At 63.5% G+C, this 17,098-nt stretch carries 17 protein-coding genes; 8 read left to right on the forward strand and 9 right to left on the reverse strand.

Annotation, left to right across the window (positions count from 1 at the left end; all coding sequences use genetic code 11):
* Nucleotides 1-4 precede the first annotated feature (4 nt).
* The gene (locus QGV55_RS06640) at nt 5-1,171 is read left to right on the forward strand and encodes an aminotransferase (RefSeq protein WP_281017635.1); all 1,167 of its coding nucleotides are present in this window, start codon (nt 5-7) and stop codon (nt 1,169-1,171) included.
* Between the two features lie 44 nt (nt 1,172-1,215).
* On the opposite strand, the gene QGV55_RS06645 is transcribed toward QGV55_RS06640, so the two are convergent.
* Nucleotides 1,216-2,583 carry a hypothetical protein gene (locus QGV55_RS06645; RefSeq protein WP_281017634.1) on the reverse strand — a complete coding sequence of 456 codons (1,368 nt, stop codon included), beginning with the start codon at nt 2,581-2,583 and terminating at the stop codon, nt 1,216-1,218.
* 214 nt (nt 2,584-2,797) lie between these two features.
* Here QGV55_RS06645 and QGV55_RS06650 point away from each other — a divergent pair, with 214 nt between their 5' ends.
* Nucleotides 2,798-2,992 (forward strand): hypothetical protein, encoded by a 195-nt coding sequence (locus tag QGV55_RS06650; RefSeq protein WP_281017633.1) that lies wholly within the window; start codon nt 2,798-2,800, stop codon nt 2,990-2,992.
* A gap of 9 nt (nt 2,993-3,001) precedes the next feature.
* Here the strand turns inward: QGV55_RS06650 and gtdA are convergent, their stop codons facing one another.
* A complete protein-coding gene (gene gtdA, locus QGV55_RS06655; protein ID WP_281017632.1) occupies nt 3,002-4,042 on the reverse strand; it encodes a gentisate 1,2-dioxygenase in 1,041 nt (346 codons plus the stop codon).
* A gap of 136 nt (nt 4,043-4,178) precedes the next feature.
* Here gtdA and QGV55_RS06660 point away from each other — a divergent pair, with 136 nt between their 5' ends.
* The 3 genes from QGV55_RS06660 to QGV55_RS06670 all read left to right on the forward strand — a co-directional run bounded on the left by QGV55_RS06660 (nt 4,179) and on the right by QGV55_RS06670 (nt 6,555).
* Nucleotides 4,179-4,967, forward strand: a complete 789-nt coding sequence (locus QGV55_RS06660; RefSeq protein ID WP_281017631.1) for a hypothetical protein — start codon at nt 4,179-4,181, stop codon at nt 4,965-4,967.
* 161 nt (nt 4,968-5,128) lie between these two features.
* Nucleotides 5,129-5,830 carry a hypothetical protein gene (locus QGV55_RS06665; protein WP_281023723.1) on the forward strand — a complete coding sequence of 234 codons (702 nt, stop codon included), beginning with the start codon at nt 5,129-5,131 and terminating at the stop codon, nt 5,828-5,830.
* On the forward strand, nt 5,827-6,555 hold the full coding sequence (locus tag QGV55_RS06670; RefSeq protein ID WP_281017629.1) for a nitroreductase: 729 nt from the start codon (nt 5,827-5,829) through the stop codon (nt 6,553-6,555). Before QGV55_RS06665 ends, QGV55_RS06670 begins: the two co-directional genes overlap by 4 nt.
* A gap of 72 nt (nt 6,556-6,627) precedes the next feature.
* On the opposite strand, the gene QGV55_RS06675 is transcribed toward QGV55_RS06670, so the two are convergent.
* Complete coding sequence (locus QGV55_RS06675) at nt 6,628-7,431, reverse strand: glycine/sarcosine/betaine reductase selenoprotein B family protein (RefSeq protein ID WP_281017628.1); 804 nt, start codon at nt 7,429-7,431, stop codon at nt 6,628-6,630.
* 162 nt (nt 7,432-7,593) lie between these two features.
* Nucleotides 7,594-8,838 carry an LLM class flavin-dependent oxidoreductase gene (locus QGV55_RS06680; protein WP_281017627.1) on the reverse strand — a complete coding sequence of 415 codons (1,245 nt, stop codon included), beginning with the start codon at nt 8,836-8,838 and terminating at the stop codon, nt 7,594-7,596.
* 60 nt (nt 8,839-8,898) lie between these two features.
* Between QGV55_RS06680 and QGV55_RS06685 the strand changes: the two genes are divergently transcribed.
* Both QGV55_RS06685 and QGV55_RS06690 read left to right on the forward strand, forming a co-directional pair.
* Nucleotides 8,899-10,182 (forward strand): acetyl-CoA hydrolase/transferase C-terminal domain-containing protein, encoded by a 1,284-nt coding sequence (locus tag QGV55_RS06685; RefSeq protein ID WP_281017626.1) that lies wholly within the window; start codon nt 8,899-8,901, stop codon nt 10,180-10,182.
* A complete protein-coding gene (locus tag QGV55_RS06690; RefSeq protein ID WP_281017625.1) occupies nt 10,182-10,847 on the forward strand; it encodes a class I SAM-dependent methyltransferase in 666 nt (221 codons plus the stop codon). Before QGV55_RS06685 ends, QGV55_RS06690 begins: the two co-directional genes overlap by 1 nt.
* Nucleotides 10,848-10,866: 19 nt before the next feature.
* Here the strand turns inward: QGV55_RS06690 and QGV55_RS06695 are convergent, their stop codons facing one another.
* From QGV55_RS06695 to QGV55_RS06710, 4 genes are all read right to left on the reverse strand, one after another.
* Nucleotides 10,867-11,265 (reverse strand): NUDIX hydrolase, encoded by a 399-nt coding sequence (locus tag QGV55_RS06695; protein ID WP_281017624.1) that lies wholly within the window; start codon nt 11,263-11,265, stop codon nt 10,867-10,869.
* Nucleotides 11,266-11,363: 98 nt separating this feature from the next.
* Entirely contained in the window at nt 11,364-11,555 is a 192-nt protein-coding gene (locus QGV55_RS06700; RefSeq protein WP_281017623.1) for a hypothetical protein, read from the reverse strand.
* Nucleotides 11,552-13,228: an FAD-dependent monooxygenase gene (locus QGV55_RS06705; RefSeq protein WP_281017622.1), complete on the reverse strand. Its 1,677-nt coding sequence runs from the start codon at nt 13,226-13,228 to the stop codon at nt 11,552-11,554. Before QGV55_RS06705 ends, QGV55_RS06700 begins: the two co-directional genes overlap by 4 nt.
* A 22-nt stretch (nt 13,229-13,250) precedes the next feature.
* A complete protein-coding gene (locus tag QGV55_RS06710) occupies nt 13,251-14,408 on the reverse strand; it encodes a 2'-deoxycytidine 5'-triphosphate deaminase (protein ID WP_281017621.1) in 1,158 nt (385 codons plus the stop codon).
* Between the two features lie 173 nt (nt 14,409-14,581).
* Here QGV55_RS06710 and QGV55_RS06715 point away from each other — a divergent pair, with 173 nt between their 5' ends.
* Nucleotides 14,582-16,207 carry an acyl-CoA synthetase gene (locus tag QGV55_RS06715; protein WP_281017620.1) on the forward strand — a complete coding sequence of 542 codons (1,626 nt, stop codon included), beginning with the start codon at nt 14,582-14,584 and terminating at the stop codon, nt 16,205-16,207.
* Here the strand turns inward: QGV55_RS06715 and QGV55_RS06720 are convergent.
* Complete coding sequence (locus QGV55_RS06720; protein WP_281017619.1) at nt 16,181-17,098, reverse strand: DMT family transporter; 918 nt, start codon at nt 17,096-17,098, stop codon at nt 16,181-16,183. The genes QGV55_RS06715 and QGV55_RS06720 overlap by 27 nt on opposite strands.

Consider the following 17,098-nt stretch of genomic DNA (forward strand, 5'->3'; position numbering starts at 1 on the left):
CGCCATGAAGGATGGCAACGGAATACTGGCCGAATATGGCGTGACCGTCTTCGAGGTCATGAGTCGTCTGGCCATCGAACATGGCTCTATCAACCTCGGGCAGGGCTTTCCCGACGACAATGGGCCCGACGACGTGCGCGCCGTCGCGGCGGCGGCGCTGGAGGACCAGCCGAATCAGTATCCGCCGATGCTGGGGGTTCCCGATCTGCGGCAGGCTGTGGCCGCGCATGGCAAGCGGTTCTACGGGCTGGATGTCGACTGGCAGACGGAGACCATGGTTACCTCCGGTGCCACGGAGTCGCTCGCGGCCTGCTTCCTGGCCCTGATCGAGCCGGGGGACGAGGTGGTCTGCTTCGAGCCGCTCTACGACTGCTACCTGCCCATGATCCGCCGTGCGGGCGGTATCCCGAAGCTGGTGCGGCTCGACCCGCCGGACTGGACCCTGCCGGAAGACCGGCTGCGCGCCGCCTTCGGGCCGAAGACCAAGTTCATCCTGCTGAACAACCCGCTGAATCCGGCGGCCAAGGCCTTCAGCCGTGCCGAACTGCAGATCATCGCCGATCTGGTGCTGGAGCATGACACCTACGCCGTCTGTGACGAGGTCTATGAGCACATCCTGTTCGACGGCCTGCAGCACACGCCGCTGATCAGCCTGGACGGCATGCGCGACAGGTGCATCAAGATCGGCTCGGCGGGCAAGACCTTCTCCCTGACCGGCTGGAAGGTGGGATACATGACCGCCTGCCCGGCGCTGCTGCAGCGTGTTGCCAAGGCGCACCAGTTCCTCACCTTCACCACCGCGCCGAACCTGCAGCGGGCCGTGGCCTTCGGACTGGCGAAGGATGACAGCTATTTCACCGGCCTGACCGCCGACATGCAGGCGAAGCGCGACCGGATCCGTGACGGCCTCACGGCCATCGGCTTCGAACCGGCGCTCTGCCAGGGCACCTATTTCCTGAACGCCGACATCCGCTCCGTGGGGTTCGAGGGCAGCGACGTGGACTTCTGCCGGGAGATCACCCTGAACGCCGGCGTCACCACCGTCCCCGTCAGCGCCTTCTACGCATCGGAGGGCGCCCGCACCAACTTCGTCCGCTTCTGCCTCTCCAAGCAGGACAGCCTTCTGGACGCCGCCGTGGCGAAGCTGGGGGACTGGGTGGGGAGGGGGTAATTTCGCCGCTAGAGCGTATGGCCTAATTCTTTGACAGCGTTAGCTTACTTTTCTTGCCCCAGCGCATCCGACTCTGGGCCATATTCTAATGTCCAACGTACGAGATACCGCGTATCGCACCCGTTGCAGGCAAATGTCGTGGTTTCATTCGTCTTCAACTTCAGAAATGTGTTGGCATCGAATTGCGCCCTCTGGTCACAATTCTTGCAATCGAGAGTGATGAAATAGGGCTCGAACCTGAAAGCATCGTTATCGAAATGCGTGATATACGAGGCATTGCACTGCTCGTTTTGGCATTCGACAATGGTCTCCTCGTCGAGCAATTCGCTATTGCGAACAATGCTATGGCCGCATTTTTCGCATGAAAAGGTCGCCGTGTAGGAGAAATAGGCGTCAAATTTGGTGCTGGCTATTAATTCGACGTACTCAATTACGTCCTCAAGGAAAGTGCGTAATTTTGGTTCATCGAATTCTTGGGGATGTTGGCCTTTTTTTCTTGGCATCCGGATATGCAGGTAAGATCCCAGCTTTTGCCAATGCCGACCGATTTCGCGGGGCGATACACCAGTAGTTTGACCAACTGTCACGAAATTGTCTTTCGCAGGCGTACCAGGCTCGGAATCCGACGCTACCCTGAGCGTCGAACCCCTAGCCAAGTGCGCATCCACCAGTTCCATTAGGCGTTCCAATGCGCGACGCGGCTGCCAAGCAGCAATTTCGTCTATTGTCACTTTCTCGAGGCGAAGCTGCAGCTTCTGGTATGCAATACGCTCCAAGGCATATCGCAATTCCAGACATGCGTAGAGAAGCCGGTGATGGTCGCCGCTAGCTAGATGCGCCCGGGCACGCTCAATATGAGGGTCGGTGCCAAATACCAATCTTGCCTCACTGGAAACTAGTTCTTCCGCTGCTTCAAAAAAAAGCATGGCGGCAAATGCAGCCAGCTTCGCTTCGTCCTCTGTGTCGTACTGTCTCTTGGCAAAGTAGGGCGCGTCGCTCTCCTTCTCGACAATCCGCGCACTCCAGACTCGCCCCTTCTGGAATACCGTAATATTGAATCCGTCTGTGTTGATATACGGATTGCCGTTTCGCGAAATTCGCCATTTCCGCAACAACCAGTTACGTCGGCGCCGCGAAGCATTCCTGAGGACACGTTCTCGGTTGCGTGCTGCATCATAGTCCTGCTCCATATGGCCAGCGCAAACGCAACCCACGGCTAGCTCATCAGGATACTCTTGATGCGTCATGTAATGGACATAGCGTATGGACTGCACCTCGCACATCTCGCAAGTAGCATTTGGGGCCCCAAGGTCATCGATCCCGTTGCATGCCCAGCCTCGCTGTGGAACACCTGCGAGTGACCACTTTCCGGAACCGCGCGCGATCAGCCCTTCTTCGATATCACCATTCATTTGACACATTTAAAGTCGTTTGTGTGCAATCAACATGTTTTCAATCAGTGCATTTTTTTCATTGAAAATATCTTCATCTTCTCCCGAACATTTTTCATTGCTCGAATTAGCAGAGGGTATTCCTATGATATGGTCGATATGGTCTGTATTAAAGATAAAAATTGAGTAACATGCAATGAATTGCGAAGAATTTTTTTTGTGTGGCGAGAAAGCAATGCAGACCATGGAATTTGACGCTTATCAGGAACAACTCGCCAAGCGAAAGCAGGAGTTGGGGATCGTCATTGACCCCGATGCGTATCGCAATGACGGGTCGCGCCGTACCGCGTCGAAGCGCGCACTCTTGCAAGCCCTTGCAGACAATGCTGTAGCGCAGGGACGGTCGGTTCCCTTCAAGGCGAACTACTGAGAACTGCTCTCACCCGTTCCCGCGCTGTTCGCGCCAGAGGTCGAGCTTTTCCTGGACCGGACGGTCGGAGAAGCTGAAGAGGACGGCGTCGGTTGCCGCGTTCAGGCTGTACCAGGCCCATGACGGCACCACGAAATGGTCGCGGGGGCCGAAGCTGAAGGTCTCGTCGGCGATGGTGACGGTGCCCGTCCCCTCGACGACCGAGAACACCATGGCATCCGTGGCGCGATAGGGGACACCGGCGAAATCCCTCGGCAGCAACTGCATGAAGGTCGCCATGGTCGGGATGGCGTGGTCGCCGTTCACCGGGTTGACGTAGCGCAGCTTCAGACCCTGGGCCGGATCCCATTCCTCTGTCCGGCGCATGGTCTCCAGTGCGTCCCGGGTACGGCTGTAGGGATAGCTGAAGACGGGGGAGGTGTGGGTCGGCGCGGTATAGCCGTCGGGCAGCATGCCCTGGCCATAGCGGGCCAGTGAATCACCCACGGGCCGGGCGATGGGCTGGCGGTCCTGCCCCCATTTCTCCACGAAGCTGGCGTCGAACATGGTGATCATCGGAATGTCGAGCCCATCCAGCCAGACCATGGGTTCGGCGGAATCATTGCCATGGTCGTGCCACGTCCAGCTTGGCGTGATGACGAAATCACCGGGCTGCATCAGGGCCTTCTCGCCATCGACAGCGGTATAGGCACCATTGCCCTCCACCACGAAGCGCAGGGCCGACTGGGTATGGCGGTGGGCGGGCGCGACCTCGCCCGGCAGGATGAGTTGCAGACCGGCGTAGAGGGAGGTGGTGATCTTCGCCTCACCCGGCATGCCGGGATTCTCCAGGATCAGGACACGGCGTTCCGCCTCCTTCGCCGTGATCAGGTCGCCGGAGGCCATGATGTGCGGGCGGATCTCGTCATAGCGCCAGAGGGCAGGGCGGACCCGGCTCTTCGGCTCCTTCGTGATCAGGTCGTGCAGCACCTCCCACAGGGGCGCCATGTTGAGGGGGCGGATCTCGTCATAGAATCCTTCCCGCCGTTGCTGTTGCGCCTGATCCGGCATATTGCTCTCCCCGGGGATGACTGGTCGCGCGGGTTTGGCCCGCACCGATTGTTTCTGCCCTGATCTTCGGCCACAATCCGGCCCTGTTGCAACCTGCTGGCGCACCTGCCGCCCTCGTCTGAACGGAATTTCCCACGTGTCTGTCATAAGCGATATCTCTGCCGGCGTTGGCCTGATGGCCCGCGCGCCTGCCGCCTTCCTCGGGATCTGTGTGGTCGGCGCGCTGGTGGAGACCATGCTGGCCCTTGGCGGCTACCTGATGCTGGGACCCTTCGTGGTGACGGTATTCGGGGCCTACATGCTGATCGTGCTGGCGACAGAAGTCTGTCTCGGCGTGACCGCCTTCCGGGCCATCGACTGGCGGCCGAAGGCGCCGCAACTGCTGTCGACGCTGGTTTCCGGACTGCTGATCTTCGTCATCTTCATGGTGACCCTGCTGCCGTTCTCGCTGGTCTTCCTGATGGTCGCCGCCCCGCCCCTGCCTGCCGAACCGGCACAGTCGGCGGAGGAGATGGAGGCGATGTTCGGCAGTTTTCTGGAGCAGTTGCTGGCCAACCCGACCAGCGTGGCATTCATGGTGGCCGGGACGGTGACCGTTCTGGCATTCGCGGCCTCCCGATTTGCCATGGTGCCGGTGATCTCCATCGCCTGGCAGCTCGACTTCGGCGAAGCCCGAAAGCGCCACGCGGAACGTTTCATGGGCCTGCGCTGGCGCCTGTTCCGGGCCTTTCTGGTTCTGCTTGGCCTGTCGTTCCTGATGAGCTTCGGCGCGGGCAGGGTCATTGGCGGACCGCCGGGCGTGCTGCTGGGGGGGCTCGCCGACTGGATCATCGGCCTAGCCCTGCCGATCTCCGTCGCCGCCGCGGTGCTCTATGACAGCGCCATGAGCCAGCAGGGTGGGGCGACCGGGTCTTCCGGGGAGTGAGCCGGTTCCTTGCCGACCTTTGCGGTGGTCTGTCGATCACACGCGCCGTTCTCGTCGCAGTGGCCGTGTTTGTCCTGTTCGGTACCGGCGTTGACCTGGCCTTTGATTCCCTGACAGGGAGTCTGCTGGCAGAGGGGGCATCTGGCTTTGCCGGGCTTTCGTTGCCCGCCCTGGCATTGATCCTGAGCTGGCTGACGCCGGTCGTCATCGCGTTTCTGCTGACACTCTTCATGATCGAGATCGCCGCTGTCGGGGCGGACCGGCGTTCGGGCAAGGATGTCCGGATGCAACTGGCATTCAAGCCGGATGTGGCCTGGGCATTGCTGGTCTCGGGCTTCTTCAGCCTGCTGATCGTCCTGCTGCTTTCGTGGTTGCTCTCCTCCTTCCTGTCGGTTTTCCTGGCCTCGGCGGCGGTTCGGACTGGCGCTGGAGATGATGCGGACAGCCTGTTCTCCACACTGGTGCTGATCGGCTTTCTTCAGCACCTGCTGTCGCTGATCGCATTGGCCTTCGGAGTCTCCCGCTTTGCGCTGATACCCATAATCGCGCGCCATCATGGTGTCGGTTTCCGCGAGGCATGGAAGCGTCAGACTCATGGGTTCGATCATTACTATGGCAGTGTCCGAAACCGCTTCTTTCGTGTCTTTCTCGCATTGCTGCTTGCTGATGCAGCACTTGCCCTGGCCGTCACGCGGGTGATGGGTGCGGATCTGATCCTGTATCCGGTCTCGGTGCTGTTGATCACCGTGTTGCCCGTTGCTGTCGCGACCCATATGGTCCGCAGCCAGCCTGTGCCGCACAGCGATACCGATGAAGTTGCGGCGACCGATGCCGAAAACCCTGGGGAGGGAGATCCAGAATGAATGTAGCCAATGCCTTTGAAGCGGTGATCAATCACACCGCCGCTGATGTCTCTCACACACCGGAGGAGGCGATCGTTTCCCGCCGCTCTGTGCGCGGGTTCCTGCCTGATCCGGTGCCGATGGAACTGGTGCGGCATATCCTTGAGGTCTCGGCGCGGGCGCCTTCGGGGACGAACATGCAGCCCTGGCAGGGGCATGTGATGGTGGGCGCGAAGCTGAAGGCGCTGTGTGATGCCGTGCGCGATGCCCACTTCAACAGCCCCGAGGGGCACGAGAAGGAGTACAAGTACTACCCCGATGCCTTTTTCGAGCCCTATCTGGGGCGGCGGCGCAAGGTCGGGCTGGACCTCTACAAGCTGGCCGGCGTCGCCAAGGGCGATACGGCGAAGATGCGGGAGCAGTCGGGCCGCAATTACCTGTTCTTCGATGCGCCTGTCGGGATGATGTTCACCATCGACAAGCGGCTGGAGATCGGCAGCTGGCTCGACTACGGCATGTTCCTGCAGAACATCATGACCATCGCCCGGCAATATGGGCTACACACCTGCCCGCAGGCGGCCTGGCCGACCTATCACTCCGTGGTCAAGGAACAGCTCGGCATCCCGGAGGACCAGACCGTGGTCTGCGGTATTGCGCTGGGATACGAGGATACCGGTCTGGTCGAGAACACGCTGCGGACGGAGCGGGAGCCGGTGGACGGCTTCATGACCTTCCACACGGATTGAGGCACCGCGCGCCCATGCTCAGGCGCGGGAGCGGTACCATGGGTTCCCGGGGCCGGTCACGGACGCCCGCCTCTACTTCCGCAGCTGATACTCCCGCGTGGTCTGCTTGAAGAAGACTGTGACTTCCTCCCCCCAGACATAGGGCAGGTCGACCAGTTCGCCCGCTGTCGTACCGGTGGCGGCGAGGCTGAGCGCGTCTTCCAGGATGCGGCGCTGCTGGGCCGCGTCCTCGGGGCGGCCGAAGGCGTTGCCCATGGGGAAGTTCACGAACACCGTGCGCGGTGGCTTCACCTGGGCCGAGAGGTCGCGGCCGGTCGATACCAGCACGGTGGGAATCCCGGCCTCCTCGACAGCGCGGGCGACCAGCCCGGCGGTCTGGTGATCCAGCGGGCAGGCCGGTACCAGGACCAGCAGATCGACGCCATCGGCCTTCAGCTCGGCGATGAGCTCGGCGGCCTTCTCCAGTGTCGCGGTGCGCTTGTAGATGCGGCCCATGAAGCCGCTCCAGAGCCGCGGCGCGACGCGACCGATCACCCCGTCGGCAGCGAGCTCGCGCAGGCGCTGGATCGGGAACTGGCAGTTGATGTCGGCGCTGGCGTCGGTGTGGTCGTAATAGTTGTCGTTGATCTCGAAACCGTCTTCGGGCCAGTCGCTGGCAATCTCGTCCAGCCGGAGATCGTTGCGCGCATCGGGATCGAAGCCCGGCACCCCGCGGCACGACGCGCCCGAAGTCGTCAGCATCGAGACGCAGCAGTCCGACAGCGGCCTAGTCAGCTTCGTGATCGGCGCGTCCTCGTTGATCGTCCACTGATACGGCGGAAAGCCGAGAGATTGGTACTTCTCGTTCAGGCGGTCGACATATTTCACGGGCTCCATCAGTTTCCTCCCCTTTGATGGTGCGGTCCTGCAAGTCCAGGACATCTTCACGGAATGCGTAGCCGGTGCGCGCAGAAACCCGATCGCCTGCGACCGTGGCTCCCTTCCGTTCAGCAAGGAGCCGGTCCGTCAGCAGGATACAGGGCCCGACCGACGGCGCCGTCAGTCGTCCCCGGCAGCAGCCCTCTTTGCGGCTTCCTTCTCCGCCATCTGTGCCTTGAGCTGTTCCGGCGTCAGGCGGACAATGTCCTCGTTCTGATGGCTGTAGATGTCGTAGCCGTCGGTGGTCAGTTCCTCCAGCACGATGCGGCCGGCAAGCACGTCCTGCTTCCAGGCTTCCTGCGCCTCCCGCTCCGCATGGAACTCGGGCATGACCTCCCGCGCGAACAGCTCGTAGCTCCTGCAGATGTCCTCGTGACTGGTCCGGCCCGCCTGTGCCACCAGGATGATCTGGTCGACATGGGCATCCGCGAACATGCGCAACTTCTTGCGCAGGGTGGCGGGGCTGCCGACCAGCGCATTGGCCAGTGCTTCCTTCGCCTTGTCGGTTTCACGCCAGTCCTGGTAGGCGGCCCAGAGGTCGCTCTTGCCCGGCGCATCGACACCCATGCGCCCATAGTAGGACAGGGCGAAGATGAAGAAGGTCCAGCCTGACGCCTTCTCGATGGCTTCCTCATCCGTTTCCGCACAGAAGAAACCGTTGGCGACCGCCACATTGGGGTTGATGGGATAGTCGGTCAGCTTCTGCTGCCGGTGCAGCAGGTTGTTGTAATAGCGATGCACCCAAGCCTGCGCCGCGTCCGCATTGACGAAGCTGAAGCCCAGCGCCCCCATGCCCCATTCACCGGCCTTGCCGATGGTCTGGATGTTGGAACAGGCCACCCACAGCGGCGGATGCGGCTTCTGGATCGGCTTCGGCACCACATTGCGGGCCGGGAACTTGAAGAACTCGCCCTCGAACGACCAGTCGGTCTTCGTGAACATGGGGATGATGGCCTGCACGGCCTCCTCCCACCGGTCACGCTTGGACCGGACCTGAACGCCGAAGGGATGCAACTCCGCCGGGCCCGCGCCTTCGCCCAGACCCAGTTCGACGCGACCGTTGGTCAGCAGGTCCAGGGTCGAGACCTTCTCCGCCACCCGATGCGGCTGGTTCGTGGTGATCTGGACGATGCCGTGGCCGAGGCGAATGTTCTTCGTGCGCTGGCTCGCGGCACCCAGGAACACTTCGGGCGCGGAGGCGTGCGAATATTCCTCGAGGAAATGATGCTCCACGACCCAGGCGTGGTCATAGCCCAGGCTGTCCGCCAACTCGATCTGATCGAGGGATTCATTGATTGTCCGCTGCTCGCTCCTGTCATCCCAGGGGCGCGGAATCTGATGCTCGTAGAAAATGCCGAATTTCATCGCGTTGTCCTCCCACTGCGACGAATGTAACCTCCCGACGCTCTTATGGGGAGGGATTCAATGACCGAATGGCTGAATGGCAGCGATGCAGTGCGCCGGATACCGGCGGGCAGCACAGTCTATGTCCAGGGTGGACCGGGGGAGCCGACGGACCTGGTCGCGGCCATGGCGGCGGACGCGGACTGTGGCAATGGCTGCACCTTCGTGTCGGTCTGCGTGCCGGGGGTGAACCGCACGGACTACAGCCAGTTGCACGGGAATGCCCGTGGCATCGGCTTCTTCGGGACGCCGCAGACGGCTGATTCGCTTCTGAGCGGACGCATGTCCCTGATTCCGAAGCAGTACCACGGCCTCTACCGCTATCTGGAGCAGGATCTGGACGTCGATGTGGCGGTCATCCAGGTCGGGCCAGCGCGCGCCGATGGCAGCTATCCGCATGGTCTGGGCGTGGACAGCCAGCCTGCCGTGCTGGACAAGGCGAAGCTGGTGATCGCGGAGGTCAATCGCGCGATGCCGGTCGGCGGTAGCGCGACGCCGGTTCCCGCCAGCCGGATCGACATTGCGGTGGAGGTGGATCACCCGGCACTGGAGCTGCGGGTGGGCGATGTGACAGAGGATGTCCAGAATGTCGCGGACCATGTCACGTCGCTGATCCATGACGGCGACTGCATCCAGATCGGTATCGGCACCCTGCCGATCGCGGTCCTGCGCGGGCTTGTGACCAAGAACGATCTGGGGGTCCATTCGGGCATGCTGGCCGACGGCATGCCCGAATTGATCGACGGCGGCAACATGAATGGCCGCCGCAAGACCATCGACACCGGCATCATGCTTGGCGGCGTCAGCATGGGCTCGCAGGCACTCTATGACTGGACCGTCGGGCGGCAGGACATTGTCTACAAGCCCATCAGCTATACCCACGACTCGGCGCTGATCGGGCAGATCGACAATTTCGTCTCGATCAATTCGGGACTGGAGATCGACCTGTTCGGCCAGTTGAATGCGGAGACGCTGAAGGGCAGGCAGGTCTCCGGCACCGGTGGATCGGTGGACTTCATGCGCGGTGCCGCACGCAGCCGCGGCGGGCGCTCCATCGTTGCCATGACGGCGACTGCGGCAGGGGGAAAGATCAGCCGCATCGTCCCGACCATCGATCCGGGCAGCGTGGTCACCGGACTGCGCACCGATATCGATCATGTGGTGACGGAACATGGCGTGGCGAACCTGCGGAACCTGCCGGTGCATCATCGCCCCGCCGCACTGATCGAGATCGCGGGACCGGATTTCCGCGACAGCCTGCGGGATGCCTGGCGCGACATGGCAAAGGGCCGCTGGCCGGCCTGATGGATACGGTTCTTTCAGTCGAGGCGGCACGGGCGCATTACGATGCGCTCGGTCAGGGTCAGGACAGGGAGATGCGCTATGCGGAGGCGGCCTTCTCCCGCCTGATCGGCGCCGTGGAGTTTTCTGCTGTCCGATCGGTCGTGGAACTCGGACCGGGGACAGGGATGCTGGCCGCGCGGCTGTTGCGTGATCATCTGGGTCCCGACACGACGTGGCTGGGGCTGGATATCAGCCCCAGGATGCGCGAACTGGCGGAGGAACGGCTTGCCGCTTTCGGGGACCAGGTCCGGCTGGATGATTGTGCGGGTGATGGCCGGCTGGCATTGTCGGACGCTTCAACCGATCTTGTTGTCGCGACCTATGTCCTGGATCTGCTCTCGCCCGCCGCCATCGCCCGGTTCCTGGAGGATGCCTCACGCGTCCTGAAGCCCGGTGGTCAACTGGCCGTCGCCGGTCTGGCACCCGGCACCTTCAGCCACGCCGGACTGACCATGACGGTCTGGACCATGGTGCAGCGCGTGGCGCCGCGCCTGGTCGGCGGCTGCCGGCCCATACAGCTGGAGCGTCGGCTGGATCCGCAGGTCTGGCAGCCCACGCACCGGAGCCGGGTCACCGCCGGGGGCATTCCGTCGTCGGTTCTGGTCGCGCAGCTGTCGGGCACGTGAAGCCCGTGTCCCGATCCGGCTACAGGTCTCGCGCCGCCTCCAGATAGTGGCGCAGCGGCGGATAGAGGCGCAGTTCCAGGGCGGCTGACGCTGTCAGCCAGCGCGCCTCCGCAATCTCGACCGGGTCCAGATGGACGGTCGGTCGTGCCTCCAGGTCCGTCGCATGGATCTCGATCCGTTCCGTGCGCTGTTGCCAGCGATGGGTCTCGGCGTGGACGCAGGTGAAGGCCGTTTCGGGAATGCTGATTCCGGTCTCCTCCAGCAGTTCCCGCGCCGCGCCGCTCCTGAATGTCTCGCCCCGGTCTACGCGGCCGCCGGGCAGGGTATGCCAGCGATTGTAGCTGTTGCGGACCAGCAGAAACTCCTCGCCGACCCTGACAAGCGCCAGTGCCCCGCGCAGCTTCGGTCGGAACAGCACGCTGCCGACCCGGTAAGTGGAATAGAGCCCGCGATACCCCAGTCGGGCGAGCCGGTGCCGGGCATGGACAGTCGGACGGATGATGTCCGCGTCCGGTTTCAGGTCAGATCCTCCAGCGCCTGTTCCATCAGGCGTTGGCAGAGTTCCGGGTCGCCGGTCTCCCGCCCTAGCAGCAGGGCAAGCTTGGCGAGAAACATGGTTTCATGTTCGGGTCCGGCGCGGTCGACGGCATGGGCCAGCGCCTCCCACCAGACTTCCAGGGCTTCGGTGTCCATCGGTGTGCCGGTCATGCCGCTGCCTCCAGCCCCAGGGAACGGAGCAGGGCCCTGCGGATGAACGCCGGGTCAGGCGTGTCCCAGCGGGCCGCGATGTGTCCGTCCGGCCTGACCAGGCAGCCTGCGTCCGGGGTTGCCGCCCCCAGAACAGCACGTGCCCGGCCCTCGGAGTCCACCAGGCAGAAGCCGTCGAACGCCGGGTCGGGTCGGTCCAGCACCGTCACGACATCAACCTCATGCCCGGCGGACGTCTCCGCCAGCAGGGACCGGTGGTTGCCGAACTGGATCAGGGTGGGGCGCAGCTTCACATGGTCCAGCAGGAAGCCCTTGCCGCTCCCATTCCCGTCCCGCCATTCCACCGGGCAGGTGGGCAGGGTTGCCCCGGCGGGTGGTCCGGGCAGGTTCGGGTCGGTCGGGGTGTTGATGATGGAGGCGGGGAAGACAATCGCCGTGGTCTGGCGCGGATTGACCAGGGGCCTGGCGAACTCGTGGCTCACCGCAAGGCTCAGTGCCGCGTCGCGCAACAGGGTGTGACCGCGTGACGGCGGTGTCATGAACAGGGTGCTCTTGCGCGCCTGGCTGATGTTCTCGTGCGCCGCGAAGACCCGTTCCTGGCTGTAGCTGTCCAGCAGTCGGTCGCCGCCGGTGCCCTGGATCACCGCCGCCAGCTTCCAGGCCAGGTTGCCCGCGTCGTCGATGCCTGAATTCAGGCCGCGCACGCCGAATATCGGCACCAGATGGGCGGCGTCACCGGCGAACAGCACCCGACCGTGGCGATAGCTTTCCAGGGTCAGGCAATGGGCCTTGTAGAGGCTCATCCAGACCAGCTCGTAGTCCGGATCCTCCCCGATCATCTCCAGATGGGCGGAGATGCGGCTGCGCACCCGTTCCTCCTTCAGTTCCTCCTCCGCGTCATCCTCGTCCCGCAACTGGTAGTCGACCCGCCAGATGTCCTTCGGCTGCCTGTGCATCAGCACCGTGGCACGCGGGTTGGAGACCGGATCGAACCAGGCCCGCCGCTCCGTCGGATGCTTCGATGCATGACGGATGTCCGCGATCAGGTATCGCCCCTCGTAGGACGTGCCCTTCATCTTCAGCCCCAGTGACTGGCGCACGAAGCTGTGGGCCCCGTCGCAGGCGACCAGCCAGTCCGACGCGAGTTCATAGGTACCTGACGCCGTTTCCACGGTCACCGTCGCCCCGTCCGCATCATGTTTCAGACCGGTCACGGTGCTGGACCAGCGCAGGTCGATATCGGGATGTTGCAGCGCGGCATCGATCAGGAACTGCTCGGCAAAGCACTGCTGGATGTTGATCATTGGCGGATGTTTCTGGTCCGCATCGTCATGCATGGCCAGCGAGAAGACGGTGTGGTCGTGCCAGAAGCTGCTGCCGCCGGTCCAGGCGAGACCCATGTCGAGCGCGGGCTGTGCTGCCCCGAAGCGTTCCCAGATCTCCAGTGAGCGGCGGGAGGTGCAGGTGGCACGACTGCCGAAACTGGCGCTGTCGCGCGGCTCGATCACCGTGCAGGGTACGCCATGACAGGCGAGGCCCAGCGCCAGGGTCAGGCCGATGGGGCCACCGCCAACGATGATGACCGGAACGCGACCGCCCCTGCCGTCCAGCTCGGGGGGCGGTGTGAAGGGGTAGCGCGGAAAGGCGTCATAGATGTCTCGCCCGATCACCATCCCGTTCTCTCCCCCGTTCGGATCAGCCCTTGCGAAAGTGCTTCGACAGCTTCAGGCCCTGTCCCTGATAGTGGCTGCCGATCTCCGCGCCGTACAGGGTTTCGGGTGTCTCGCTCAGCCGTTCGTAGACCAGGCGGCAGACGCGCTGGCCGTGGGCCAGTTCGAAGGGAACCTCGTGGCTGCGGACCTCCAGAACGGCGGGTGTCCCGCCACCGGACGCGGCCCCGTAGCCGAAGCCCGGATCGAAGAAGCCCGCATAGTGAATGCGGAACTCGCCGAACGACGTGTCATAGGCCACCATCTCCGCCGCCGAGTCGGGCGGCACCGCGACCCTTTCCCGGCTGACCAGGATGTAGAACTGGTTCGGGTCCAGGATCAGTGTCCTGTCGGCATTGGCATGTACCGGCTCCCAGAACTCCTCCACCGGGTAATGGTCGATGCGGTTCAGGTCGATCAGCGGGGCATGATGCCGGGCGCGGTATCCGATCAGCCCGTCATGGCTCTCGCCCGAAAGATCGACGGAGACCCAGAGCCCGTCGCGGATGGTCGGTTCGGCGCCGTCCAGGCTCTCCGGGCTCACCAGCGCGCTGCGCTGATGCAGTTCCCGGTGCAGACTGTCGGAGGGGCGTGACTTGCCACGCCAGACGCGCAACTGGTTCAGACGCAGCCCGGCGCTGACCAGCACGGAGAAGGTGCGCGGCGCGATCTCGAGATACAGCGGCCCCTCGTAGCCTGCCGCGACGCTCTCGAAGCTCTCGCAGTAGTCGGTGACCAGGCGGGTGAACACGTCCAGCCGGCCCGTGGAACTCTTCGGGTTGGTCTTGGCCGACAGGTCGCGGGACAGGCGCACCCGTTCCTGCAGCTCGACGATATAGACGCAGCCCCGCTCCAGCACCGTTGGTGTGCCGAGATCGATCTCGTGCATCGTCAGGCGGTCGAGCTTCTGCTTCACGGTGGAGGCCGCGCCGGGCAGGAAACTTGTCCTGACCCGCCAGGCCCGGCGACCGAGCCGCAGGTCCAGGCTGGCGGGCTGGATCAGCTCCTCAGGTACCCCGCCATCGGCGGAGATCCGACCCTCTTCCACCAGCCGCCGCAGGGCCTGACCGGGCAGGATACCGCTCCGTCTTGCGCGTTCCTGTGTGCCGCCGGTGTCTGCCGCTGAATTCTGGCCTGAAGCCATTCCCGCCCCCGATAACCGCTATCCTGCACCGGCGTTGTTGATCGCCCGTGAACCATCGGCTTTTATGGCCCCTGAATCAGGTCCAGAGTCAACCGTGCGCAGCGCCATCAGTCGAGTCCCGACGCCTGCACGACTGACCGCAAGCAGGGACCAGCACCAGGGAGAGACGTTCCATGAGCCGGGAAGCCTACGCCAACAATCTCGACATGAACCTTGCGAACAGCACGGTGCTGTCGCCGCTCAGCCTGATCCGGCGGTCGGCGGCGGTCTATCCCGACAAGCCGGCACTGGTGCACGGTGACGTGACACAGAGCTGGTCGGAGACCTATGCCAACTGTGTCCGGCTGGCTTCGGCGCTGAAGGGCCGGGGCATCGGCGAACTGGATACCGTCGCCATCATGTGCCCGAACACGCCGCCGATGTACGAGGCGCATTTCGGTGTTCCCATGATCGGTGCCGTGCTCAACGCCCTGAACTATCGCCTGACCGCGCCGGAGATCGCCTTCATCCTGGACCATGGCGAGGCGAAGGCGCTGATCACCGACACCGAGTTTGCCCCGATCATCAAGGAGGCACTGCAGATCATCGGTCGCGACATGCTGGTGATCGACATTGCCGATCCGCAGGGGCCGGGCGGTGAGCGTCTGGGCGAGATCGAGTATTACGACTTCCTCGGCGAGGGCGATGCCGAAATGGAATGGTCGATGCCGGAGGATGAGTGGCACAAGATCGCCCTCAACTATACCTCTGGCACGACGGGCAACCCGAAGGGTGTCGTGTTCAGCCATCGCGGGGCCTATCTGAACTCCATCAACAATGCGCTGACCTGGGAGATGCCGACACACACGCGCTACCTCTGGACCCTGCCGATGTTCCATTGCAACGGCTGGTGCTTCCCCTGGACGCTGGCTGCGGTGGCCGGAGTGAGCATCTGTCTGCGCCGGGTGGATTCGGGCACGATCTATGACGCCATCGCCACCCACAACGTCACGCATCTGTGTGGCGCGCCGATCATCATGCAGTTCATCACCGGCGCCAGTGAGGAGCAGAAGAAGCCCTTCGACCAGAAGGTCAACATGATGGTCGCCGCCGCCCCGCCGCCCGCCGCCGTGCTGGCCGAGATGGCGCGTCAGGGCTTCGAGGTGACGCATGTCTATGGCCTGACGGAGAGCTACGGCCCCTGCGTGGTCTGTGCCTGGAAGGACGAGTGGGACGACCTGAGCGCCGACGAGAAGGCGCGGATGAAGGCCCGTCAGGGCGTCACCTCCATCATGCAGGAGGCGCTGATGGTGGCCGACCCGGAAACCATGGAACCGGTGCCGATGGACGGCCAGACCATGGGCGAGGTGATGATGCGCGGCAATGCCATCATGTGCGGCTATCTGAAGAACCCGAAGGCCACCGACGACGCCTTCAAGGGCGGCTGGTTCCATTCCGGCGACCTGGGGGTCTGGCATCCGGATGGCTATATCGAGCTGAAGGACCGGTCGAAGGACATCATCATCTCCGGCGGCGAGAACATCTCCTCCATCGAGGTGGAGGACACGCTGTATCGGCATGAGGCCGTTGCGGCCTGCGGTGTCGTGGCCAAGCCCAGCGAGAAGTGGGGGGAGACGCCTGTCGCCTTCATCGAGCTGAAGCCCGGCAAGTCAGCCACGGCGGAGGAGATGATCGCATTCATCAGGGAGCATCTGGCTGGCTACAAGTGCCCGCGGGAGATCGTCTTCGGCGAAGTGCCGAAGACGTCGACCGGCAAGATCCAGAAGTTCAAGCTACGTGATCTTGCCCGGGCGGGGTGACGAGGCGGTGGCGACAAGGCCGCGTGCCACCTTGCGTTCGCGATAGAAGGTATAGATGCCGCTGCAGACGATGATGGCGGCACCCAGCAGGGTGAGCGGTCGCGGCACATCGCCGAACACGAACATGCCGATCAGCAGCGCCCAGACCAGCATGGTGTAGCGGAAGGGGGAGACGAAACCGATGTCCCCCACCCGCATCGCCATGGTGATGAAGATATAGCCGAAGCTGACGAAGAAGGCCGCGCCACCCAGCCGCAGCAGGTCGTGGGGGGCAACCGGGTTCCAGCCCTGCACCACCGAGGCAATACCCGACATGCCGGTGACGGCGAGCGATGTCACCAGTGTGACGAAGATGTTGGGCACGGCGCGGTCGAGCTGGCGGGTGCTCAGGTCACGCAGGACCACGAAGATGACTGTGGTCAGGGCAACCAGGGAATAGACGTTGAAGCCTTCCGATCCCGGCCGGACGATCAGCAGCACGCCGATGAAACCGGCCGCGATGGCACTGTAGCGCCGCCAGCCCACCGGCTCCTTCAGGAACAGTGCCGCAGCCAGCGTCATGGCCAGCGGCAGGGACTGCAGGATCGCCGAGACATTGGCGATGGGCATGTGGAACAAGGCGGTCAGGAAGCAGATCATCTGCCCCATGTCACCCAGCGTCCGCCAGACCATGATCCGCCGGTCCCGGCCGGCGGGCCGGAAGCGCAACGCGCCCTGCCACCAGGCGATCAGCAGGATCAGCGTCGTGGTACCGACGCCGCGCAGGAAGACCGCCTGAAACAGGTTCAGGTTGGTGGAGACGAGCTTCATCAGCGTGTCGTTCAGCACGAAGGCGGCCATCGCGGCCATCATCAGGCCGGCGCCGCGCAGGTTCTCGGCAAGTGGTGTCAT

This window comes from Minwuia sp. IMCC3009, assembly GCF_029909415.1.
Lineage (GTDB): Bacteria > Pseudomonadota > Alphaproteobacteria > Minwuiales > Minwuiaceae > Minwuia.